Annotated in this window: 31 protein-coding genes; 23 read left to right on the forward strand and 8 right to left on the reverse strand. The window is 36.4% G+C overall.

The features are described from left to right. Positions 1-40 precede the first annotated feature (40 nt). The 7 genes from SFB89_RS03405 (at position 41) to SFB89_RS03435 (ending at position 5,160) form a co-directional block, all read left to right on the forward strand. A complete protein-coding gene (locus SFB89_RS03405; RefSeq protein WP_331775539.1) occupies positions 41-616 on the forward strand; it encodes a Spy/CpxP family protein refolding chaperone in 576 nt (191 codons plus the stop codon). Between the two features lie 45 nt (positions 617-661). Further along, entirely contained in the window at positions 662-1,042 is a 381-nt protein-coding gene (locus tag SFB89_RS03410; protein ID WP_331775540.1) for a c-type cytochrome, read from the forward strand. 87 nt (positions 1,043-1,129) lie between these two features. Then, entirely contained in the window at positions 1,130-1,942 is an 813-nt protein-coding gene (locus SFB89_RS03415; RefSeq protein ID WP_331775541.1) for an FTR1 family iron permease, read from the forward strand. A 456-nt stretch (positions 1,943-2,398) separates the two neighbouring features. Next, complete coding sequence (locus SFB89_RS03420; protein WP_331775542.1) at positions 2,399-2,752, forward strand: ArsR/SmtB family transcription factor; 354 nt, start codon at positions 2,399-2,401, stop codon at positions 2,750-2,752. 88 nt (positions 2,753-2,840) lie between these two features. Continuing rightward, positions 2,841-4,457 carry a mercury(II) reductase gene (gene merA / locus SFB89_RS03425; protein ID WP_331775543.1) on the forward strand — a complete coding sequence of 539 codons (1,617 nt, stop codon included), beginning with the start codon at positions 2,841-2,843 and terminating at the stop codon, positions 4,455-4,457. 10 nt (positions 4,458-4,467) lie between these two features. After that, positions 4,468-4,854: a hypothetical protein gene (locus tag SFB89_RS03430; RefSeq protein WP_331775544.1), complete on the forward strand. Its 387-nt coding sequence runs from the start codon at positions 4,468-4,470 to the stop codon at positions 4,852-4,854. 9 nt (positions 4,855-4,863) lie between these two features. Beyond that, on the forward strand, positions 4,864-5,160 hold the full coding sequence (locus SFB89_RS03435) for a heavy-metal-associated domain-containing protein (protein WP_331775545.1): 297 nt from the start codon (positions 4,864-4,866) through the stop codon (positions 5,158-5,160). Between the two features lie 267 nt (positions 5,161-5,427). On the opposite strand, the gene SFB89_RS03440 is transcribed toward SFB89_RS03435, so the two are convergent. The 5 genes from SFB89_RS03440 to SFB89_RS03460 all read right to left on the reverse strand — a co-directional run bounded on the left by SFB89_RS03440 (position 5,428) and on the right by SFB89_RS03460 (position 9,606). Further along, positions 5,428-5,943 carry a TlpA family protein disulfide reductase gene (locus SFB89_RS03440; RefSeq protein WP_331775546.1) on the reverse strand — a complete coding sequence of 172 codons (516 nt, stop codon included), beginning with the start codon at positions 5,941-5,943 and terminating at the stop codon, positions 5,428-5,430. A gap of 68 nt (positions 5,944-6,011) precedes the next feature. Further along, a complete protein-coding gene (locus SFB89_RS03445; protein ID WP_331775547.1) occupies positions 6,012-6,692 on the reverse strand; it encodes a copper resistance protein B in 681 nt (226 codons plus the stop codon). Between the two features lie 14 nt (positions 6,693-6,706). After that, positions 6,707-8,557 carry a copper resistance system multicopper oxidase gene (locus SFB89_RS03450; protein ID WP_331775548.1) on the reverse strand — a complete coding sequence of 617 codons (1,851 nt, stop codon included), beginning with the start codon at positions 8,555-8,557 and terminating at the stop codon, positions 6,707-6,709. After that, the gene (locus SFB89_RS03455) at positions 8,544-8,738 is read right to left on the reverse strand and encodes a hypothetical protein (protein ID WP_331775549.1); all 195 of its coding nucleotides are present in this window, start codon (positions 8,736-8,738) and stop codon (positions 8,544-8,546) included. Before SFB89_RS03455 ends, SFB89_RS03450 begins: the two co-directional genes overlap by 14 nt. 187 nt (positions 8,739-8,925) lie before the next feature. Beyond that, positions 8,926-9,606, reverse strand: coding sequence for an SDR family NAD(P)-dependent oxidoreductase (locus SFB89_RS03460; RefSeq protein ID WP_331775550.1), 681 nt, complete (start codon positions 9,604-9,606; stop codon positions 8,926-8,928). Positions 9,607-9,721: 115 nt separating this feature from the next. On the opposite strand from SFB89_RS03460, the gene SFB89_RS03465 reads away from it, so the two are divergent. Then, positions 9,722-10,123, forward strand: a complete 402-nt coding sequence (locus tag SFB89_RS03465) for a TerB family tellurite resistance protein (RefSeq protein ID WP_331775551.1) — start codon at positions 9,722-9,724, stop codon at positions 10,121-10,123. On the opposite strand, the gene SFB89_RS03470 is transcribed toward SFB89_RS03465, so the two are convergent. Next, the gene (locus SFB89_RS03470) at positions 10,107-11,357 is read right to left on the reverse strand and encodes an SPL family radical SAM protein (protein WP_331775552.1); all 1,251 of its coding nucleotides are present in this window, start codon (positions 11,355-11,357) and stop codon (positions 10,107-10,109) included. The two genes, SFB89_RS03465 and SFB89_RS03470, sit on opposite strands and share 17 nt — an antisense overlap. Then, positions 11,297-11,830 carry a nucleoside phosphorylase gene (locus SFB89_RS03475; RefSeq protein WP_331775553.1) on the reverse strand — a complete coding sequence of 178 codons (534 nt, stop codon included), beginning with the start codon at positions 11,828-11,830 and terminating at the stop codon, positions 11,297-11,299. Before SFB89_RS03475 ends, SFB89_RS03470 begins: the two co-directional genes overlap by 61 nt. Before the next feature lie 53 nt (positions 11,831-11,883). On the opposite strand from SFB89_RS03475, the gene amrA reads away from it, so the two are divergent. Continuing rightward, positions 11,884-12,432: an AmmeMemoRadiSam system protein A gene (amrA, locus tag SFB89_RS03480; protein ID WP_331775554.1), complete on the forward strand. Its 549-nt coding sequence runs from the start codon at positions 11,884-11,886 to the stop codon at positions 12,430-12,432. Positions 12,433-12,491: 59 nt separating this feature from the next. Next, positions 12,492-12,809, forward strand: a complete 318-nt coding sequence (locus SFB89_RS03485) for an EF-hand domain-containing protein (RefSeq protein WP_331775555.1) — start codon at positions 12,492-12,494, stop codon at positions 12,807-12,809. A 34-nt stretch (positions 12,810-12,843) separates the two neighbouring features. Here SFB89_RS03485 and SFB89_RS03490 read toward each other — a convergent pair whose 3' ends face one another. Further along, positions 12,844-13,335, reverse strand: a complete 492-nt coding sequence (locus SFB89_RS03490; RefSeq protein ID WP_331775556.1) for a DUF2062 domain-containing protein — start codon at positions 13,333-13,335, stop codon at positions 12,844-12,846. Between the two features lie 152 nt (positions 13,336-13,487). On the opposite strand from SFB89_RS03490, the gene rplU reads away from it, so the two are divergent. From rplU to atpG, 13 genes are all read left to right on the forward strand, one after another. Continuing rightward, positions 13,488-13,796, forward strand: coding sequence for a 50S ribosomal protein L21 (gene rplU, locus SFB89_RS03495; protein WP_331775557.1), 309 nt, complete (start codon positions 13,488-13,490; stop codon positions 13,794-13,796). Positions 13,797-13,894: 98 nt separating this feature from the next. Beyond that, entirely contained in the window at positions 13,895-14,149 is a 255-nt protein-coding gene (gene rpmA / locus SFB89_RS03500; protein ID WP_331775558.1) for a 50S ribosomal protein L27, read from the forward strand. Between the two features lie 113 nt (positions 14,150-14,262). Beyond that, positions 14,263-15,348 (forward strand): GTPase ObgE, encoded by a 1,086-nt coding sequence (gene obgE, locus SFB89_RS03505; protein ID WP_331775559.1) that lies wholly within the window; start codon positions 14,263-14,265, stop codon positions 15,346-15,348. Continuing rightward, positions 15,338-16,108 carry a glutamate 5-kinase gene (gene proB, locus SFB89_RS03510; protein ID WP_331775560.1) on the forward strand — a complete coding sequence of 257 codons (771 nt, stop codon included), beginning with the start codon at positions 15,338-15,340 and terminating at the stop codon, positions 16,106-16,108. Before obgE ends, proB begins: the two co-directional genes overlap by 11 nt. Position 16,109: 1 nt before the next feature. Further along, positions 16,110-17,030 carry a methionyl-tRNA formyltransferase gene (gene fmt, locus SFB89_RS03515; RefSeq protein WP_331775561.1) on the forward strand — a complete coding sequence of 307 codons (921 nt, stop codon included), beginning with the start codon at positions 16,110-16,112 and terminating at the stop codon, positions 17,028-17,030. Then, positions 16,981-17,646: a biotin--[acetyl-CoA-carboxylase] ligase gene (locus SFB89_RS03520; protein WP_331775562.1), complete on the forward strand. Its 666-nt coding sequence runs from the start codon at positions 16,981-16,983 to the stop codon at positions 17,644-17,646. The genes fmt and SFB89_RS03520 overlap by 50 nt, the downstream gene beginning before the upstream one ends. Next, positions 17,643-18,428, forward strand: a complete 786-nt coding sequence (locus SFB89_RS03525; protein WP_331775563.1) for a ParA family protein — start codon at positions 17,643-17,645, stop codon at positions 18,426-18,428. Before SFB89_RS03520 ends, SFB89_RS03525 begins: the two co-directional genes overlap by 4 nt. A 34-nt stretch (positions 18,429-18,462) precedes the next feature. Beyond that, entirely contained in the window at positions 18,463-19,329 is an 867-nt protein-coding gene (locus SFB89_RS03530) for a ParB/RepB/Spo0J family partition protein (RefSeq protein WP_331775564.1), read from the forward strand. A gap of 98 nt (positions 19,330-19,427) precedes the next feature. Further along, a complete protein-coding gene (locus tag SFB89_RS03535; RefSeq protein ID WP_331775565.1) occupies positions 19,428-19,853 on the forward strand; it encodes a F0F1 ATP synthase subunit B family protein in 426 nt (141 codons plus the stop codon). Positions 19,854-19,864: 11 nt separating this feature from the next. Further along, positions 19,865-20,386, forward strand: a complete 522-nt coding sequence (locus SFB89_RS03540) for a F0F1 ATP synthase subunit B (protein WP_331775566.1) — start codon at positions 19,865-19,867, stop codon at positions 20,384-20,386. Further along, positions 20,387-20,917, forward strand: coding sequence for a F0F1 ATP synthase subunit delta (locus tag SFB89_RS03545; protein WP_331775567.1), 531 nt, complete (start codon positions 20,387-20,389; stop codon positions 20,915-20,917). Positions 20,918-20,945: 28 nt separating this feature from the next. After that, a complete protein-coding gene (atpA, locus tag SFB89_RS03550) occupies positions 20,946-22,463 on the forward strand; it encodes a F0F1 ATP synthase subunit alpha (RefSeq protein WP_331775568.1) in 1,518 nt (505 codons plus the stop codon). 10 nt (positions 22,464-22,473) lie between these two features. Then, positions 22,474-23,364, forward strand: coding sequence for an ATP synthase F1 subunit gamma (gene atpG, locus SFB89_RS03555; RefSeq protein ID WP_331775569.1), 891 nt, complete (start codon positions 22,474-22,476; stop codon positions 23,362-23,364). Positions 23,365-23,388: the final 24 nt, after the last annotated feature.

Here is a 23,388-nt window from a genome sequence, read left to right on the forward strand (position 1 = left end):
AGAGCGAGAAAATATAAAAATAATCTATAAGGAAAATCAAATGAAAAAGACAACTTTACTAGCAGTAGTATTAAGTGGAGCATTAGCAGTAGGAGCTTTTGCTCATGGTGATAATAATCAACAAGGTATGATGAACGGACAATATCAGCAAAACATGCAAAGAGGTCAAGGTATGGGTATGATGGGTGGTCAACAAGGTATGATAAATAGACAATATGATGGTGATTATGGCTGTAGCGGTAATGGCATAATGGGTGGCGCTATGATGGGTGGTCAAAGTAGAATGGGTATGATGGGTGGTCAAAGTAGAATGGGTATGATGGGTGGTGGCATGCAGATGTTCTCACAATTAAACCTTACTAATGAACAACAGTACCAACTTTCTATTCTCAGAGATGAAATGCGTTTGAAGATGAAAAAACAAATACACAATGGACAACCAATGAGACAAATGGGAGCCTTTTTAAAAGGGGATAATTTTGATAAAAACGCTTTCAAAAAACAGATGAAAAAACAATTTGAAAGGATGTTAAATATCATGGCAGACAATATGGAAAAATCTTTTAAGATACTAACTAAAGAACAAAAAAATCAACTTGAAGCAAACATGAAATAAGGATAAAAAATGTACAATAAAGTAAAATTTTAAAAGGATAATGTGATGAGAAGAGCAACTTTAGCACTCGTACTAATCGGGCTGATAAACTCTTCTCTTTTTGCCGAAAGCGCGCAAGAGATTCTAGCTAAAAATGGATGTATGAAGTGTCATAGCATAAATGGTATGAAATATGCACCACCATTTTCTATGATAATCGGGATGAATGAGGGTTGGTTTGGATTAAATGAAAACGATATCAAAAATAGCATAAAATATGGCAGCCAAGGTAAATATCCAATGTTTTCAAACACTAAAATGCCTGCTTATAAAAACTTGACAAATAAAGAAATAAATACTCTTGTAGCTTGGCTAAAGTCACTAAAAGGGATGAGAGATAATATGATGAACCGCCACATGATGCAACATAATATGATGAAATTCTAGCTTGTTTCTTATCTGCGCGAGGCAACGAAGCATACTTTAAGAGTATTTGTATTATGATACTGATTATCATTATAAAGGTTAACAAAAATGGAAGAGTTTATCATAACATTTAGAGAATCATTAGAGGCGGCACTGATCGTAGGTATTGTATATAGTTATCTAAAAAAAATAGATAAAAGTGAATACAATAAGTTTGTCAATTTTGGACTGTTTTTGGGAGTTTTTGGGAGCATCCTCGGTGCCATTGGCTTTGAGATGCTCTTAGGCGGGTTTACAGGGATTAGTGAGCAAATCTTTGAAGGTATCACGATGAGCGTAGGCGCTATTTTGATCGTATATCTGATTGTTTGGATGTCTGACAAAAAAGATACTTCACATCAGATCAAAAAACAAGTCGCCGATGCGATGAACTCCGACAGAGGAATGGGATTAGTTTTTTTAGTTTTTATTCTAATATTGCGAGAGGGCATTGAGACGACACTCTTTTTAAGCTCCGTCGCATCAAGTCAAAATGGAATCTCTCAAATATCATCCATACTAGGTATTTTAGCCGGGATTTTAGTAGGATATGGCGTTTATTCTGGTTTAAAAGTTATGAATTTAAAGTATTTATTTAATATCAGCAGCACCCTCTTAGTTGTGTTTGCAGCAGGCCTATTTGCGCAAGGAGTTCATGAATTTCAAGAAGCAGGCATTATCCCGACCTTAATCGAACATATATGGAACACCAACAATATACTAAACGAGAACGGCATAATGGGCATTTTTATGAAGTCTTTATTCGGTTATAACGCAAATCCCTCTTTACTTGAAATATTGACATATATTACTTCTATCATGATTATGATTTTGCTATATAATAGAAAAAGTATCGAAACGCATAAAACATTAAACCCATAAACATCATAATTTAAGGCTATTAATTGATTAAGTGACCTTGCACACTATAACGGCTAAAGCCCATAAAAGCGGCAGGGTCTAAAGTCCCTACAACCCCATAAAGCCGCGATTTGTAGGACTTTTCGAGAAAAAAGTGCGTAAGGTTAGTGATTAATTTGCAACACTCTTTTTCTTCCCTTTTGAGAAGATTTGTCGAGTTTAATATTAGAGGTATCCTTATCTTTCAATTATTTGCTCGTAGAGGCAAGAATTAGGAATTTTATTGTAAAAGTAGCCTCTCCCTATTTGTGGACAATTTTATCACATTCACTATAGCCTTAACAATCCAGTGGGTTTGCTAATTTATTACTAATATCCGGAGGATTTTTAGAAAATGTAATTTATTAATAAATTATTTAATATCTCAATATATAATTACATTAGAACATACTAATATACTAATTAATGGTGAAAGTAATGACAAATACAACACAATGCCTCAGGCAAAATGTAGATATAGAGTTGATAAACAACGCAAAAGAAGCGTTGTGTCATATGGGGGAAAGATTGGAAAAAGATGCAAATACTTTTTCTCTTTTAGGTAGTGCCGTAAGGTTAAAGATATTGTATCTATTTTTGAAGTTTGATAGGATGTGCGTTTGTGATCTAAGTGATGTATTAGAGATGAAACAGTCGCCAATATCTCAGCATCTGCGAAAATTAAAAGATGCGGGATTGTTAGAAAACAGACGAGAGGGATTGACTATATTTTATTCTATTCCATCAGATAAAAAAGAACAATTAAAAGAGATAATTGAGAATAACATATAAGCCCAGTGTTACGAATAAGTTTGATAATAAAAACAATAAGCAATTAAGTGATTTTGAAGATGAGCTAAAATTACATGAGGATAATAAAATGAAAAAATTAAATATAACAGGTATGACTTGCAAACATTGTGCCATCACTGTTGAAAAGGCATTAAACAAAGTGGATGGCATTCAAAAAGCAACGGTCTCTTTTACAAACAATAGAGCATCTATAATTACCAATAAAGATATCGCAGACAAAGATATTTTGGATGCGGTTAAAAAAGTTGGATATGGGGCATCTGTGATAGAAAACCAAGAGAGTGATAAAGAGGTGCATATTGCCATCATAGGCAGTGGAGCGGCAGCTTTTGCAGCAGCGATTAAAGCCAGCGAAGGTGGAGCAAAGGTAACGATGATAGAGCGTGGAGTCACCGGTGGCACTTGTGTTAATATCGGCTGTGTTCCTTCAAAAATCATGATTCGCTCAGCCCATATCGCACATTTAAGACGAAACTCTCCTTTTGATGATGGCATCTCACCTTGTAATCTTGAGATAGATCGTGAAATGCTTTTGGAGCAACAACAACAAAGAGTCGATGATCTTCGTCATGCCAAATATGAAAATATACTTGAAATCAACCCTTCTATAAATCTCGTGCATGGATTTGCAACTTTTAAGGATGCGCATACTCTGCAAGTAAAATTAACTGGCGGTGGAACACAGGAGATAACATTTGATAAAGCTTTGATTGCAACAGGTGCTTCGCCTTTTATACCGGATATTGAAGGTTTAGACAAGACGCCTTTTTGGACATCAACGGAAGCTTTAGTTGCACGAAAGATACCACAAAGACTCGTAGTATATGGAAGCTCTTCCGTGGCGCTCGAGTTGGCTCAAGCCTATCAAAGATTGGGCTCAAGTGTTACTTTGATTGCAAGAAGCAGACTTCTCTCTCGCGAAGATGATTTGATAGGAGAAGAACTTGAAAAGATTTTAAAAGAAGAAGGGATGCAAATCATAAAAAATGCAAATTTTCAAAGCGTCTCTTATGAAAATCACCATTTTCATTTCAACATCAATGATAAACAAATTCTAAGTGACGCGCTACTCATAGCAACAGGCAGGAAGGCTAATACTGCAAAGCTTGGACTTGAAAATATCGGCGTTAAAACAAATACAAATGGCACGATAATCGTCAATGCTCACTTACAAACGAGCGTAGAGCATATATATGCAGGAGGAGATTGTACTAGCAACCCGGCTTTTGTATATGTAGCAGCAGCTGCTGGAACCAGGGCTGCTGCAAATATGTTAGGCAAAAATGAAGTTTTAGATACCTCTATAGTGCCAGCAGTCGTATTTACTGAGCCTCAAGTCGCAACAGTAGGGCTTGATGAAAAACAAGCAAAAGAAAAAGGCTATGAAGTGGATACGAGAATTTTAGACTTAGAAAATGTGCCAAGAGCCCTTGCCAATTTTGATACAAATGGCTTTATAAAGATGGTAGCGCAAAAAGATACCGGTTTGCTTTTAGGAGTTCAAGCCTTATGTGACAATGCAAGTGATGTCATACAGAGCGCTGCTTTGGCACTAAGAGCAAAGATGAGTGTACAAGAACTTGCAAGCGAACTTTTCCCATATTTGAGCATGGTTGAGGGTTTGAAGCTTTGTGCTCAAACATTTAATAAAGATGTAAAACAACTATCTTGCTGTGCGGGGTAAAGGAAAAAATATGAAATTAAAAGTTACAGATAATTTAAAATGGCTGACACTGTTGATAACAGGAAGTACTTTATTGTGCTGTGCTTTACCTATACTCTTGGTCTCGCTAGGATTGGGAGCTACGGTCGCAAGTTTAAATTTTAATGTACCGGGACTCTACTTTTTAGCAGAACATAAAGTGTGGACATTTAGCATATCTGCTGTACTGCTGTTATTTTTAGTATTGATTATATGGCGACCAAATCAAAGTTGCCCAAATGATCCTGAGTTGGCAAAGTATTGTGAAACTTCAAAAAAATGGAATAAAAGAGTTTTCTTTTTGAGTGTCGCGATATGGTTGACTAGCTTTTTCGCTAGTTATTTACTTTTGCCTTTGCGAGAGTTTCTAAATCTATAAGAAATGATTATGAAAAAGTTATTGATAGTTAGTTTGCTATTTGGAGCATTTATGGTGCCCTCAACCTTTGCAAGAACCGTTGAAATTGATGTGTATGGGATGACATGTGCATTTTGTGCAGATAGTTTGGATAGAAAATTTAAAAATATGGAACATGTATCCAAAGTTACAGTTAGTTTGAAAAACAAAAAAATACGCCTTGAAACCGACAGTGCTTTGCCAACGGTTAAAGCGATTAAACAAGCTGTTTTAGACACGGGATTTACCCCTACGAAAGTAACGGTAGTAAATGGGGAGAAGAAATAAAGATAAAATTTTTGCGAGTGCTGGTGCTCTTTTTATTCTTTTTAGTGCCGCAAATAGTGCTTATGGTTTAAGTTCTAAGTAAACCTTGCTAACGACGCAATTTGATGCAAATTATATCATCGAAGATAAAAAGATAAAGTATCATCTGAGGGTGTTAGGTTTTCACTACCAAAGACAGGGCTATGCTAATAAAAACCTGCCTTGCATCTTTGCATCTGACACTTTCTCTTTTTGCTGGAGATTATGTTTGGAGCGTTTGGTCAGTTACTATAAAAGTGATTTAATATCTTTTATCAAAGTTGTCTCAGATTGCCTTCCGAGATAAGTTTTTACAGCATTTCCTTCTTTGTCAAATAAAATAGAGTAAGGAATCTGTCCTCCCCATCCTGTTTTTTGAGTGATGAAATTTGAAAAACCAAAGACTTTCTTTGAGGTTGGGATCACAATATAGTTGATCTTATGAAGAGTAATAAAGTTGTTAAGTTCACTTTTTGACATTTTTTGTTGTACATGCATCGAAACGATTTGAAAGTTTTTGCCATACTCTTTTTGAATCTTTACAAATCCTGGTATTTCTGCGATACAAGGTGGACAGTCTTTTCCAAAAAATGCCAAAAGAACAACCTTACCTTTTAATCCGGGAAAGTACACACCGCCACTCATCGTTTGAAGTTCGACATTTTTTTCATTTGAATCTTTAAAATTGTATGTTTTTAAAATATCTCTAGCCTGCAAACTAATACTTAAAAATGTGATTATTATGAGAATTGTTATTTTTTTCATATTTTTCCTTTTATTTTAAACAAGTCTTGAATTTTATAGAGGTTTTTACACCTCTATAAATCATACATTTAGAACCAAAATTTAACACCTGCGACAAAATATGTCTCATCTGTCGGGTTGAAAATATTTGTATTCCCATAGTTTTTAGTCCATTGAACTCCAATATATGGTGCAAACTCTCTTGTAATCTCATAACTTAATTTTAAACTTGCAGTTATGTTCGATAAGCCTTTTCCTAGCTCCATACTTGGTATATCTTTTGAATAGAGTGCCGTAGAGATTTTTGGAGTGAGTGAAAGTTTTTGCGTTATCAATGCTTTATATTCTGCTTCAAGCCTTAATCCTAATGTGCCACTGCCTGCCAAAATTGTTGCACGCGTTTCGATGAAGTAGGGCAACATGCCTTGAAAACCTACGACTCCCCATGTTTGGTGCGCTCCCTTGTCTATATCATATTCGACTCCTAGTTGAGCATCCCAATAAGGAGAAATAGCATGGCTAAATACAAGCTGATTTTCGCTACTACTGGAGCTATGTTTTGGTTTTTCACCCTCACTATATAGATATACTTTATTCAACTCAGTCCCAACCCAAAAATTTCCACTCCAACTGATAGATTTATCTTTATTGTTTTGTGTTTCTAGCGAATCTATTGTCAATTTTTCATAGAGTGGGCTTTGCGCGGATGCTGCAAAACTAGATATCGTAATACTTGATAACAACAATGTTGCACTTAATATTTTTTTCATGTTTATTTCCTTCATTATGCTACCACCACTTTTCTGAACATTCCTGCCATGTGGTACAATAGATGACAATGATACGCCCAAGAACCCATAGCATCAACAGTGACTTGTACGCTTATCTTTGAGCCAGGTTGAACGATAACCGTGTGTTTCCTAACAAACTGATTCGCTCCACTTTCCACATCTTGCCACATACCGTGCAAGTGCATAGGATGATTCATCATGGTATCGTTGATATATGTGATCCTGAGTCTCTCGCCATAGTGAAATTTCAATGGCTTAGCATCTGGATATGCAATGCCGTTTATAGACCACATGTAGCGCTCCATATTACCGGTTAGATGCAATATAATCTCTCGATCGGGCTGTTTATCATGCATCGTAGATCTTAGAGATTTGAGATTGGAGTACCTTAAGACCTCTCTTCCATTATTTCTGAGTCCAACACCCGGATCATCAAGTCGATATTGAGGGTTCGCAGCTTTCATCGTGCTTTGTGGACCATCTGCGTGTTCTAGCGGAGTGATAGGTATTGTTTTATCCATTGAAGAAGACGACATGTTGGTCATAAAAGATTTTTTGTTCATATCCATATTCATAGACTTCTTCTTGTTCTCTGTAGGCATATTATCCATTTTCATGTTAGCCATAGGAGTTTTTTTGTTCATATCCATAGGCTTTTTGTCATTTTTCACGGCCATATTGTCCATCTTCATGCCACCCATGTTCATCTTGCTCATGTCCATCCCCATATCCGTCATACTGAGTATCGGCAAAGGATCCATTTTTGGAATAGATGCTGCTATATTCTCATCATAGGTTAAAGAACCAATGGCATAACCTGTTCTATCAAGACTTTGTGCAAAGATAGCGTATGCTTTGTTTTCCAAAGGTTCCACTATTACATCGTAAGTTTCAGCTACTCCGATTCTAAACTCTTCTATATCAACAGGGTGTATGTTGTTCCCATCGGCGGCAACAACTCTCATCTTTAAGCCAGGAATCCTTACATCAAAAAAAGTCATAGCAGAACTGTTGATAAATCGAAGACGGACTTTTTGTCCTCTTTTAAATAGAGCTTTCCAATTTGTTGCAGGGTTATCACCGTTCATAAGATAAGTATAAGTATATCCTGTCACATCAGAAAGATCTCTATCTCCCATATCCATCTCATTCCACATCTTTCTTTTGTTAAAAGCATTTATGAAACCATCTTTTTTTATTTCATCTATAAAATCTCCAATAGTTCTTTGTTTGATGTTATAATAGTTTCCTGCGACTTTTAGTTTTCTATAGATGCTTTTAGGGTTTTCATCACTCCAATCAGAAAGTGCCACAACATAATCAACATCATAGTCATATGGATCTTTCACCTTTGGCTCGATAATGATTGAACCATGAACTCCTGTTTGTTCTTGAAAGCCTGAATGACTGTGATACCAGTAAGTTCCGCTTTGTTTAACCGTGAATTTATAAGTAAAAGTTTCTCCTGGCTTGATACCCTCAAAACTTATACCCGGAACTCCATCCATATCGGTAGGGATAATGATTCCATGCCAGTGGATAGAAGAATCCTCTCTGAGATTATTTGTCACATTAATCGTGATATCATCACCTTCTTTCCATATAAGTGTTGGCGCGTGAAGTTTTCCATTGATTGTTGTAGCAATTGTTGGTGTTCCTGTGATATCAACAGCACTATATCCGATGCTTAAGTTAAATACTTTGCCAGATAAAATATCTCCTTTTTCAAACTCTTTTTGTACCTCTTTTGCATTAAGGTTGATACGGGTTGAGGCGAGAACAGAGGCAACAGCTAAACCTTTGACAAAAACTCTCCGTGAGATTTGATTTTTAGTTGTGCTCATGATTTATTTCCTTTTCATTGTGACTCATTTTTCTCATTTGCTCATTTGTCATACCATTGGAGTTTGAGTGATTTGTCATCTTTCCCTCATGCATATGATCACCTTGATGATCTCCACTAGCATATAAATTGCTCATAATTATAAAACTTAAACCTAAACTTATTGTAAGTATTTTTGTCATTTTATTCCTTTTTGTAAACTTCAAAAGTCATTATAATGTTTTCATGTGGAGGTAGTGTGGAAAAATTATTGCGTAAGGGAATTAATGAAAAATGTGGATATTCAAATAATCATTTTCTTTTATGGCTAGCTAGTTATTTATTTTCTATATGAGAATCCTGAGTAAAATGGAAGATCATGTAAGCGTATTATTTATGTTTTTTTGAAGGTTGAGGTTTTTTAATGATAGCAAATTTTTGAGGTTGGATAGTTATATCTGTGACTACATAAGGTGCGTGAATGATTTCAACGATTTGAGTCGCTAAGTCATCAGGATCAATCACGGTCTCTTTTTGTTTCGTGGGCTCAAAGGCTAATGTGTCAAAAAAGGGAGTTTGCGTAAGGTCGGGGTTGATATTGGTGACTCTAACTTTGGCATTTCGCAACTCTTCAAACAGACAGAGACTAAAACTTCTCAACCCTGCTTTGGTTGCAGAGTAGAGGGCTGAGAATTTGGAGTGTTTGGTTGCTTCAATAGAGGCGACATTGATGATGTGCCCTTGTGTTTTTTTGAGACTTCTAAGGCAAAGATTTGCAAGGAGAATCGGAGCTTTTAAATTGGTGTCAATCAACGTCTCTATTTTTTGGAGCGAGAGTTCTTCATGCGGTCTAAAAATTCCTAATCCGGCACAATTGACAAGAAGGTGTATCTCATGCGTTTTCAAGATTTTTGTTATATGATGCTCTAAGGCTTTCGTGTCTGTGATATCGCAAAAAATCTCCGGTCCTCTGCGACTGAGACCCAAAACATCGTAACCTTCATTTTTTAATTGATGGCTTATGGCTTTGCCGATGCCGCTACTCGCACCCGTCACAATCGCTGTTTTCATATCCATTTTCTCCGATTTAATTCAAATTTATGAATAATTATACAATAATGTTAAACAAACATTTACTTATTTTGAATATACTTGAAATATAAATTAATTGAACGAGGGTGGTTTAATGTTTTTGATGGAATTAGAATCGATAGAAAAGTTTGCATTTTTAAAAATCGCAAATTATTTAGCAAAATTAGATGGAATATTTGCAAAAAATGAAAAAGAGATTATCAAAGAGTACTGCTTGGAGATGGGAATCGATAATATCGATTTTGATGAGGAGTCCTTTAATCTAGCAGAAACACTAAAAACATTTCGTTCCAAGAAAAGTCAAAAGATTTTGTTACTTGAATTGATGATTTTAGTGCATGCAGATGATGAGTTTCAGTTTATAGAAAAAGAGTTGATTTCAAAAATCTCAACTTTTTTTGATATGAATGATGACGAAGTCAAACGATCATCGACTTGGGGCAAATCCATAGCCTCACTGAGACATCAAGCACTCGATTTTATCGCGCGAGCTTAGCTACTTTATTATTATAAGAGGTGACCATATCGTGTTCCATCTCGTCATTGCTCTCATATTCATAGCCAAAGACCGGCTTCCATAAGCTTTGGTCTTCCATGCACAAATAAAAATAGACTTTTTGGTGCCATGGCGCAAAAGCTTGATAAGCATTTTGAAACATTTCAAGTTTTGTCTCTAGGGGATAGGAAAATTTTCCGCTGGCATCAACTAGAGGCATCTGTAAAATTTTGCTTTTAAAATCTCGATTTCTCAGCTTTTTGATAACGGGTTTGATGAAGGTCAAGGTTCCAAAAGAGACCAAAGCGACTTCTTGATGGGAAAATTGTGACGTGATGGTTTCGATAGTTTCACGATACTCATTGAGGTAATTCTCATAGACGACAATCGGATGAAAATGAAATCCCACCAATACCCCTTTATCTGCAAGCGCACGTGCACTTTTGATACGATTTTCCAATGACGCGCTGAGGTGTTCTTCGTTTTTTATAATTGTTGGCGTATTGATAGACCACGTACAGAGGATATTTTTGGGAACATCATGATCCAAGAGGTATTTGATATTGTCAGATTTACTCTTGAATTCCAAAATGACATTAGGATTTTCTCTTGCAAAGTCAAACAGCGCGTCCATAATACCGGCTTTATTTCCCCAAAGCAGTGAATCAGAACTCTGTCCGGTACCAATGTGATAGTTTTTGTTGGGGTCGAGTTTGAGATTTTTCAATTTTTGTGCAAAATTTTTGTCAAAACCAATTTTATTTTCATTATAAAAAGATTGAATCGAACAATACGAACAATCAAATCCACAACTCTCCACCGCATCTAAGGTCATGAGATTGCAACATCGCGTTTTTGGGGAGGCCACAGGGCATGACCCTAGTCCAAGCTCTTCTTTCTCAAATTCTGCAAAATGGATTTTTCTGGAGAAATTATAAGGGGCTTCTTTTTCAAAATTTGCATAACTTTTTGGTTTGTTTTTAAGTGCTTCCCAAATCTGTTTGATATGGGCAAAGGCTTGTTTTCGGTTCTCTTTATCGGCCCAAATTTCATAAACACTCTTTTCATGCCACATTTCAAAATCAATACTCATATCCACCAATTGTTTCAACTCTTGAAAAGAAAACCGATAATGGTAGGCTTTGTGTCTTAAAAAATCTTGCGTTTTATCATCTAATCTTGTGAAGTGACAACGTTGACTATCTCGTTCAAATTTTTCTTTATAATTTTCCATACAAACTCTTTCTTTGGTATTGTGGTGTCTAAATAATCCGATACTACTTTAAGGATATAGATCTGATTGGAATTTAGATATTGTTGTGTGATTTCTAAAAAAGTATCTGATTCCATATCGACAAGCATGCTGCGCACTTTAGTGGCGTCATCAATAGCACTCAGATGCGATGATAAAGAGGCTTTTTTGATAAAACCCAAATCATGATTACTACAAAAAAGTGATCCAATGGGAACCTTGGTGTCACTACAGCCTGCAATACCTAGATTGATTGCTTTTTGAATTTTATAATGCTGAAATATTTCATGCAAATGTTGCGTATTTTTTCTCCCCATCCCCAAGATTGCGATAATAATATCAGAATTGGCATAGATCTTATAAGGTTTTTTTTGGATACAAGGCAACTTAAAATACTCAATCAGCGCTCTCGCTTCGCACTCAAAGGCACTATGGATTAAAACTTTTTTAGACATCTTAGAATTATAGCGATAATTTGATAAAATATTTTAAAAACGAAAGGATGGCGATGAAAGAGGCCGTGTTACGATTGGCAAGAGCAGCGATTGGCGAATCTTTGGAGGTCCCACAACATGTCAGTTTGGAAACTTTGATAGCGGACAATCCCGCGCTCAAAGAAACAGGGGCTACCTTTGTGACGCTCACATATCAGGGTGAATTAAGAGGGTGTATCGGTTCCTTGGTCGCGTATCGACCCTTGTATGAAGATATTATCTACAATGCAAGAAGTGCCGCATTTAAAGATCCTCGATTTGAGCCATTGTGCCAGGAAGAGTTAGAAGATATTGTGATTGAAGTCTCCATCTTATCACAACCCCAACATCTTGAGTATCATGATGCAGATGACTTGAAGAAAAAAATCAAAAAAAATCATGATGGCGTAGTACTACAATATGGTACGCATCATGCGACATTTCTCCCTCAGGTTTGGGAGCAATTGCCAACATTTGAGCTCTTCTTTTCATATTTATGCCAAAAGGCGGGTTTGGGGGCGGATTGTTTAGCCTCCCATCCTGAGATATCAGTCTATTCGGTACAAAAATACAAAGAATCATGATGTTGCATTATATTAACAAATGAGTGTTATAATATACCCCAATATACAAGGAGGAAATCATGAAAAAAGTTACAATCATGATGCTTTTTTTCAGTGGAGTAGTCTTTGCCGCAATGGGCCCTAATATGCAATCATTTAGTGATTTTGATACCAATCATGATGGTAGTATCACGAAAAATGAATTTGAGACGACGCAACAACAGCATATGAAACAAAGAGCCGAAGCGGGATACCCGATGCGTAATGTTGGAAATGCACCAACTTTTAGCGATATGGATCAAAATAAAGATGGTGTCGTAAATCAAGTGGAGTTTAAGAACTTTCAACAAAAACGAATGATGAACAGACCCGGTCCGATGCGAGGTAAAGCGCAATAATGCATTCTTTGTCTTGGCATATCAATCTGATATGTCAAGACCTCTTGTTGTCATTTTGTTTTTTTTCCATCTGAACGGAGCGAATCCAAAGATAATTGATAAAAAAGTAAGTTAAAATTGATAAGACAATAGCATAAAACATTGCTCCCACATAAAGGGGCACAAAAATCTCTTTTAGATTATCGCTAAACCACTGTATACTTAGCTCTACCGTACCGACTTTTGTCCCCAAGAAAAAACTTCCGGTTAAATACTCTATATAGTAGATAAAGGGCATCGTAAAGGGGTTACTAATCCAAACGGTACCGATTGCAATGGGGGCATTAAAGCGAAAAAACGGAACCATCGCGATGACCGCTACCATTTGAAATGGCATGGGAATCATACCAAAAAATACTCCAATCAAAAGCGCATTGGCCACATTTCTCCTATTGGTTGAGAGGTGTGCTCTTGGAATGTTATATTTTTCTATGAGCGCATCAATTTTTGTGTTTGAATTGTTTTTTTTAAAAATCTTTTTTACCATAATTCAGCCTATAATTATAAAATACAAAGTACAATTATAGCAGGTATAAGTTACTTTTGATAACACTATATGCAAAAAACTTTAATCTTAACTTAATGAAATATTTGATAAAATCCCACTCTTTAATAAATCTCTCAATAAAGGACATACTAATGTATGCAGTAATCAAAAATGGAGGGAAGCAATATAAAGTTCAAGAAGGAGATTATATCAATCTCGATAAGCTTGACGCTTCGCCAAAAGAGACAATCGAAGTTACCGAAGTTCTTGCAGTCAATGCAGGAGAACTTAAGGTCGGAACACCATTCGTAGATGGTGCTAAAGTAGAGCTAGAAGTCGTAACAAGCGGCAAAGATAAAAAAGTTATTACTTTCAAAAAAAGAAGAAGAAAAGATTCTAAAGTCAAAAGAGGCTTTAGACGAGAATATACTAAAGTGAAAGTTTTAAGCATCACAGCTTAATCCGAAAAAACAATACTTCGCAAAGCAACAGCTTTCGAGGGTGAATTTTCAAGTGACAGGTTCCTTGAAAAGAAGAAAGTCAATAAAAGGAAAAACTAATGGCACATAAGAAAGGTCAGGGAAGTACTCAGAATAATAGAGACTCAGCAGGAAGAAGACTAGGTGTGAAGAAATTTGGTGGTGAATTTGTTAGAGCTGGAAATATCATCATTCGACAAAGAGGGACAAAAACACATCCTGGTAGTAATGTTGGATTGGGAAATGATCACACAATCTTTGCATTGATAGACGGTTATGTAAAATTTGAAAGAAAAGATAAAATCAGAAATAAAGTCTCTGTTCTACCCGCATAATTTATAGGTGGACATCGTCCACCTCCTCTTTTTTGTATATTTAAGATGTTCTTAAGTACTATTTGTCCAAATTTATTCTAAAATACAGTTCGTTATAATTAAAAGGCTTTTAAATGTTTATAGATAATGTAGAAATTACACTAAGCTCAGGCAATGGTGGTGCAGGAAGTGTCTCTTTTCGAAGAGAAAAGCATGTCATACAAGGCGGCCCTGATGGTGGCGATGGTGGCAAAGGTGGTGATGTTTATTTTAAAGTAGATAATAATACACACACGCTGTCGCATTTTAGAAAAAAACAGCATTTAAAGGCGCAAAACGGTCAACCCGGAATGGGACGAAAAATGTATGGGAAATCGGGTGAATCTTTGGAAGTGATTGTCCCTCCTGGTACACAAATCATCGATCAAGAAAGTGGTGAGGTGTTGTATGATTTGGTTCATGATGATGAACGTGTTCTCTTCTTAGAAGGGGGCAAAGGAGGATTGGGAAATGTTCACTTCAAAAGTTCAACCAATCAAAAACCAAACTATGCCCAACCAGGCATTCCTGGTATCACCAAAGAGGTCAAATTAGAGTTGAAATTGATTGCCGATGTGGGATTGGTTGGTTTTCCTAATGTCGGAAAATCTACACTGATCTCAACCGTATCAAATGCCAGCCCTGAAGTGGCAAATTATGAATTTACAACGCTAACACCAAAACTTGGTGTCGTCGATGTCGGAGATTATCGCTCATTTGTGATGGCTGATATCCCCGGTATCATAGGTGGAGCTAGTGATGGTAAAGGTTTGGGATTGGAATTCCTCAAACATATTGAGCGTACAAAATTTTTACTTTTTATGTGTGATGTCTCTAGCTACCGTAGCTTAGAAGAGCAATATCTGACGTTGAAAAAAGAGGTGGAGAATTTTTCTTCATCACTGATGAAGCGGGAATATGCTATTGCCCTCACACGGTGTGATACGCTTGATGCTTCAAGTGTCAATGAAAAGTTATCTGAAATGATGGAATTAGTGGGTATTGATAAAAAAATCAACCAAGACGATACGGTATGCCAAAGCTTTGTCCAAGATCTTTATGATCGCGATAGTGCTTTACCTTATTTTATTATCCCGATATCGTCGGTGGCAAAAATCAATATACAACCTTTGAAATATGCACTAGCAGATATTGTTTATGAGGTCAAAAATGAAGAATAGAGTGGTCGTCAAAGTGGGAACCCATGTTTTAAGCGAGCACAACCGATTGTACAAGCCAAGAATCTTAAATTTGATAGAGTTTATTGTCGATTTGATGAAAGATTATGAAGTGATTCTTGTCTCATCCGGTGCAGTAGCGGCAGGATACTCCTTTTTGAAGATTGACAAGAGCAATCTCAATAATCGACAAGCCATCGCAGCAATCGGACAACCTCAGTTGATTGCAACTTACAACAAGCAATTAGAAAAATTTGGCAAAATAGGCGCACAGCTTTTGCTCACTGCGGGTGATTTTGATTCACGAAAAAGATCGTATTATGCTAAATGTACCATAGAGACACTGATTAAAAATAATATTCTGCCTATCATCAATGAAAACGATGCTACGGCCACAGAAGAGTTGGTTTTTGGTGACAATGACCAACTCTCCGCTAGAGTAGCACACTATTTTGATGCACAGATGCTTATTTTACTCTCAGATATCGATGGCTATTATGATACAGATCCCAATAAAAATCCTAATGCCGTGATGAAAAAAGTCGTCCGGGAGATTGAGGAGAGTGAATTGGCTGTCAATACCGCTGCAACCTATCAATTTGCAACAGGAGGTATTGTCACAAAGCTCAAAGCCGCCGATTATCTTCTGAAACGTCATCGCAAAATGTTCATCGCGAGTGGTTTTGATTTGAGTGATGTTAAGAGCTATATGTTAGATCATGTTCATCAAGGCGGTACATTATTTTCAAATGAGGAAGCGTAATATGCGTATTATTTTTATGGGGACTCCTGATTATGCAACATGTATCTTATCCAAAATACTAACCCTTCCAGATGTGTGTGTCCCTTTGGTGGTCACACAGCAAGATAAACCCGTGGGCCGAAAACAGGTTTTGACTCCTCCCCATATCAAAAAATGGTTACTTGAAAAGAACATTGAAACCAAAATCTTGCAACCACACTCTTTGCGAGAAGCTGGAGTTAAAGAGACGCTTGCCTCTGTTCATCCCGATTTGATTATCGTGGCCGCGTATGGACAAATACTCCCAAAAGAGATTTTAGACCTTGCTCCTTGTATTAATTTACATGCTTCGATTTTACCCTCATATAGAGGTGCGAGTCCTATTCAATCTTCTATATTACATCAAGACCAGTGGAGTGGTGTTACTGCGATGTTGATGGAAGAGGGCTTAGATAGCGGTGATATTTTGGCCTTACGATATGTCGCATTGGGTGAGAAAAATGTTGGTGAGTTATTTGATGCCTTAGCGACAGCAGCAGCTGATTTAACACTGCGCGTGATTGAAAATTTCCCATCAATTCAGCCCCTACCTCAAGTGAATGCAGATGCGAGTTATTGTAAAAAAATCAAAAAAAATGATGGCTTGATAGATTTCTTTGATGAGGCCAAAACGATTTATACAAAATATAAAGCGTTGACTCCATGGCCGGGGATCTTTCTAGAATCTGGACTCAAAATTAAAGCATTGGCCATAGGCGATGATAAACAGATGCATCATGATAAAGCCGGGATGATTGAGAGTATCTCTGAGGAAGCGGTGAGCGTTTTGTGTCACAAAGGATCATTAAAAATCAAAAAAGTTCAAGCACCCTCAAAAAAAGAGATTTTAGCCAGTGAATATATTAGAGGAAAAAGGCAAACAATTGGTGATTTCCTGGTTTAATACGATTGATTCGACTCATAAATATTTGGTTTCTGAAATCAAGAATAAAAATATAACAGAGCCGGTTTTGATTGGTGCTGATTTTCAAAGTGATGGCATTGGAAGTAGAGGAAATGCATGGATTGGGAAGTCTGGAAATATCTTCATCTCATTTTGTGTAAAAGAGAAACAATTACCAAAAGATTTGCCATTAGCCTCAACTTCTATCTATTTTGCTTGGCTTGCTAAAGAGGTTTTGACCCGCTATGGGTCGAAGGTGTGGATAAAGTGGCCCAATGATATTTATGTGCAGGAGAAAAAAATAGGGGGAGTGCTCACGATGAAAACGGGAGACTTTATTATTGGCTCTATGGGGATAAATGTAACCGAAGCACCTCCTGAATTTGGGGTCTTAGATGTGTTAGTGTCACCACGGGAATTTGCTAATGCATTTCTTGAGTTCCTTGATAAAAAAATAACATGGAAGAAAGTTTTTAGCAAATATAAGATAGAATATGAGAATCATAAAGAATATTTTTTTCATTTGGGTGATGAAATAAAGTCTTTAAAAGACGCAAAATTGTGCCAAGATGGTTCTATAGAGATAGAAAATAAAAGGGTGTATGGTTTAAGATGAGTGAAATAATAACGATTGCAAATCAAAAAGGCGGCGTGGGCAAAACGACAACGGCGATCAATCTGGCAGCATCTCTAGCAGTAGCAGAGAAAAAAGTGCTTCTAATAGATATTGATCCACAATCCAATGCCACAACCGGTTTAGGATTTCACAGAAGTGATTATGAGTACAATATCTATCATGTCTTAATTGATAGAAAAAAACTTTCGGATGTGATTTTAAAAACTTCACTCCCAACATTGCATTTAGCACCTTCAAATATCGGTTTGGTTGGTGTGGAAAAAGAGTTTTACGATGCAAAAACAAAGGGTAGAGAGTTAATCCTTAAAAATAAAATTGCAGAAATCAAAAATGACTATGATTATATCATCATAGATTCACCACCGGCTCTTGGTAGTATTACGATTAATGCACTCAGTGCTTCAAATTCTGTCATTATCCCAATACAGTGTGAATTTTTTGCACTAGAGGGGTTGGCGCAACTTTTAAATACGGTCAAATTGATAAAAAGAACAATCAATCCAAATCTTGAAATCAAAGGCTTTTTGCCAACGATGTACAGCAATCAAAATAACCTCTCCAAGCAGGTATTTGCTGACTTGAAACAACACTTTAAAAATAAGTTGTTTTTAGACAAAAAATCATCATCATACGTCGTGATTCCACGGAATATTAAGTTGGCTGAATCTCCAAGTTTCGGTAAGCCGATTATTTTGTATGATGTGACATCTACCGGTTCGCAGGCGTATCAAAATCTAGCCAATTCTATATTGGCGAGTTGATTTTGTTCACAAGAGAAGTGAAGGAAAGAGATAAATGAATGCAAAAAAGGCATTAGGTCGCGGATTGAGTGCGATTATAGATGATGTAGAAGAGGCATATCGTCAAGACATAGAAGATTCTATAGACGATTCTAATGATTTGGTTCGAGAGATACCCGTTGATCTTATCTCTCCCAACCCTTATCAACCAAGAACGTATTTTAATGAAGAAGCACTACAAGAACTTAGTGATTCCATCAAACAACACGGCCTTTTACAGCCGATTATCGTTGTCAAGAAAGATGACCGATTTATCCTCTTAGCAGGAGAGCGCAGACTTCGTGCTACCAAACTCGCAGGCATTGATAGAATCAAAGCCATTATTGCAGATATCAAATCACAACATCTTAGAGAACTTGCCTTAATCGAAAATATTCAAAGAGAAGATTTAAACCCAATCGAATTGGCGATTTCCTACAAAGAATTAATCGAAGAGTACAATATAACACAAGAAGGTTTAGCCGGAATTATCCACAAAAGCAGAACACAAATTACCAATACGATTCGATTACTCTCTCTTGCCAAAAAAACACAAGAATTACTCTCAAGTGGCAAATTATCACAAGGACATGCTAAAATCATCGTAGGATTGTCTCCCGAAGATGAAAAAGATGTCGTCAATACTATTTTAGGTCAAAAACTTAGCGTCAGAGATACAGAACTACTAGTCAAAAAGATTAAAACACAAGAAAAACCGACAGACAAAAAGAAACGGCCGATTCCAATCGAGCAAGAGAGTTTAAAAAGTCTTAAAGTTAAATTATTTGAATTAGGCTTTAAAAGCAAAATAAGTCACAATAGTATCACTATTACGCTTGATGATGAAGAAAAAATAGAGAGTTTTTTCAAAAGATTATCGTAAAATTTTCTGTTTAATCAAATAATATAAATATTTATGGTAAAATCCGTAAATTTTGAATGTTCTAATCAAATATTATCTCAAAGGGAAGGAGTAAAAATATGCATTTGGATGTTATACCGCAGCTTTTATTAGTGACCGGTGTTATTTTTTTAATTTTATTGGTCGTACTCAATAAGACACTGTATAGACCACTATTGAATTTTATGGAGAATCGGGATAAATCCATAAAAAGAGATTTGGAAAACACGGGCAAAAATAGTAGTGATATTTTAGCGTATCAAGAAGAAGCAAATAAAATTATTTTAGATGCTAAGATGGAAGCGAGCAAAATCAAAGAGGGCGTTATCGGTACAGTAAAAGAAGAGGCTTCAAAGAAAATTGAAGAAAGTAAAGCTTCAATTGAGAAAGAGTATGAAAAGTTTTTGGATGAGTTGCGTGCCCAAAAAACAGAACTTAAAAGTGCACTGATTGCCAATATGCCTGCGTTTGATGAGGGCATCAAATCAAAATTAAGTCAAATTTAGGAGATATGCTAATGAACAAAATACTATACATGATCTTACTAATAGCACCGACTGTTATCTTTGCAGCGACTTCTCACGAGGGTGCTCATGAGTATGATATCATTCCAAGAGCGATTAACTTTTTCATCTTTGCGGGAATCTTATACTATCTTATTTCAGAACCAATTCGTAGCTTTTTTGTAGGAAGAAAAACCTCAATTGCAGATCGATTAAATTCAATTCAAGAAAAGCTTAAAGAAAGTAACAAAGAAAAAGAAGAGGCAAAAGAACTGGTAGCCAAAGCGAAGGTGCAAGCAAAAAATATACTTGAAACCAATCAAGAAGAGATTGAAATCTTAAAATCAAAAATTTTGGCAGATTTAGATGCTGAGATTGAGATCATTCAAAAAGGATTCGAAGACCAAATGCAAATCGAGAAACGGAAGATGACGCGAGAAGTGATTTCTGAAGTCTTAGACGAGATGTTTTCAAAAGATATGGCGTCATTGCAAAAAGATAAGATGCTAGACATCGTGATGAAAAAGGTGGCATAGATGAGTGGAGAAATTGCAAAAAAATATGTCAATGCACTGACTAAAAGCTGTGACTCAAGTGAGTTGGGTTCCATCTCAAAAGCTTTAGATGCTCTATCATTAGTATATCATGATAAAAAATTTATCAATATTATATACTCACCCGATGTTACCAAAGAGCAAAAAGAAGCGTTCCTTCTGTCTTTAGCCGATACTGCTGATACAAAATTAATCAACTTTATCAAGCTACTCAACCAAAACGATCGTTTAAGTCTCATTCCAAAAATTAACGACGAATTAAAATATCAAATCGCAGTGATGAACAATCGCTTTCATGCGGTTATCTCAAGTGATTTTAATATTCCTGCTGAGAAGATTAAAATGCTTGAAACAAGTTTTAGCAAAAAATTTGATTCAGATATACAGTTGAGTGTATCCGATGAAGCCTATCCAGGTGTTAAGGTAGAGATCGATGATTTGGGGCTAGAGATTAGTTTTTCACTAGACCGTTTAAAAGCACAAATGTCAGAGCACATTTTAAAAGCAATATAAATAATATAAAGAATTTAAGGAGTACTTTGTGGGAGTAAAAATGAAAGCTGACGAAATCAGTTCAATCATTAAAGAGCGTATCGAGAATTTTGAATTAAATATAGATATTGAAGAGACCGGAAAAGTTATATCCATAGCTGATGGTGTTGCCAATGTATATGGTTTGAAAAATGTTATGGCCGGTGAAATGGTTGAATTTGAAGACGGTGAAAGAGGAATGGCACTCAACCTTGAAGAATCAAGTGTTGGTATTGTTATTCTAGGAAGCGGAAATGATGTCAAAGAAGGCTCATCTGTTAAACGATTAGGTAAACTACTCAGAGTCCCAGTCGGCGAAGCTTTGATTGGTCGTGTGGTAAATCCTTTGGGTGACCCAATAGATGGTAAAGGTCCGATTGAATCAACAGAAACACGATTTGTTGAAGAAAAAGCATTGGGTATCATGGCAAGAAAATCCGTTCATGAACCACTCCAAACCGGTATTAAAGCGATTGATGCGTTGGTTCCAATCGGTAGAGGTCAAAGAGAGTTGATTATTGGTGATAGACAAACTGGTAAAACAACCGTAGCAATCGATACTATCATCAATCAAAAAGGTCAAGATGTTGTCTGTATCTATGTAGCGATTGGTCAAAAACAATCTACTATCGCACAAATTGTTAAAAAACTCGAAGAGCATGGCGCCATGGATTATACAATCATCGTGGCAGCGGGAGCATCTGATTCTGCGACACTCCAATATCTAGCTCCATATGCAGGGGTTACTATGGGTGAATACTTTAGAGACAGTTCACGACACGGTTTAATTGTCTATGATGATTTGAGTAAACATGCGGTAGCTTATCGTGAAATGTCATTGATTTTGAGACGACCTCCAGGTCGTGAAGCATATCCTGGTGATGTTTTCTATTTGCACTCAAGATTGCTAGAGCGTGCTGCAAAAGTGAGTGATGCACTGGGTGCGGGTAGTTTGACAGCATTGCCTATTATCGAAACACAAGCGGGTGATGTTTCTGCTTACATTCCAACCAATGTTATTTCTATTACTGATGGACAAATCTTTTTGGAATCAGATCTCTTTAACTCAGGAATTCGACCTGCGATTAATGTTGGTCTTTCTGTTTCTCGTGTTGGTGGTGCGGCACAAATCAAAGCCACAAAACAAGTAGCAGGTACCTTGAGACTTGACTTGGCACAATACCGAGAATTACAAGCATTTGCACAATTTGCAAGTGATTTAGATGAATCAAGTCGAAATCAGTTAGAACGTGGACAAAGAATGGTCGAAGTGCTTAAGCAACCTCCATATTCTCCATTACCGGTTGAAAAACAAGTTGCTATCATTTTTGCTGGTGCCAAAGGCTTTTTGGATGATATCCCAGCTGAAGATGTGACTCGTTTTGAAGCAGAACTTGACTCTTTTGTTGAAGCAAAATATCCTCAAATATTCGAACAAATCAAAAGTAAACAAAAAATTGACGATGAAGTTGAAGGATTATTAAAAACAGCCTTGGATGAGTTTAAAGCAACATTTGTAGCAAAATAAGGATTGGGCTATGGCAAATCTTAAAGAGATAAAAAGAAAAATTAAAAGTGTTGAAAACACCAAAAAAACCACTCGTGCTATGAAATTGGTTTCGACAGCCAAACTCAGACGTGCTGAGATGGCTGCTAAGAAATCACGAGTTTATGCTGAAAAGATTAATGAAGTCTTATCAGAAATTGCTCATAAAATAAATCAATACAAAGTAGGCGGAATCGATAGCCGATATTTTGATATTGATAAGACATTCAAGAAAATTGATGTCATTTTTGTCACCGCTGACAAAGGATTGTGTGGTGGATTTAACATACAAACTATCAAAGAAGTACAGCGTTTGATGAAAGAGTATGGAGATGACAATATTGAAATAAGACTCACTGCTGTGGGTCGAAAAGGTATTGACTTTTTCAGATTTCAAGGTATCGCATTACATGAAAGTTATATTGGGGTGAGTTCATCACCGGATTATGAAAAAGCACAAGAGATTATAACCAAAGCGATTACCGATTTTGAAAATGGCGTTACAGATAAAGTCATCTTGGTACACAACGGTTATAAAAATATGATTTCTCAAGAATTGAAAGTTGTCGATGTTGTTCCAATTGCAGAGCCCGATGGTATCACAAAGGAAGAAGATTCTACCTCTATGTTGGAAATCGAGCCGGAAGAAGATGAGACCATCTTGAATTCATTAATTAAAAAATATTTTGAATACAATATGTATTATGCGCTTATTGATTCCTTGGCAGCAGAACATAGCGCCAGGATGCAAGCGATGGACAATGCAACCAACAATGCGGCAGAGAGAGTTCATAAGTTAACACTAGCTTATAACAAAGCAAGACAAGAGTCAATCACCACTGAGTTAATTGAGATTATCAGCGGTGTTGAGTCTATGAAATAAATAGTTGAAAAATTAAAAGGAGAA

Origin of the sequence: Sulfurospirillum sp. 1612 (assembly GCF_036556685.1) — a bacterium.
GTDB lineage: Bacteria > Campylobacterota > Campylobacteria > Campylobacterales > Sulfurospirillaceae > JAADIZ01.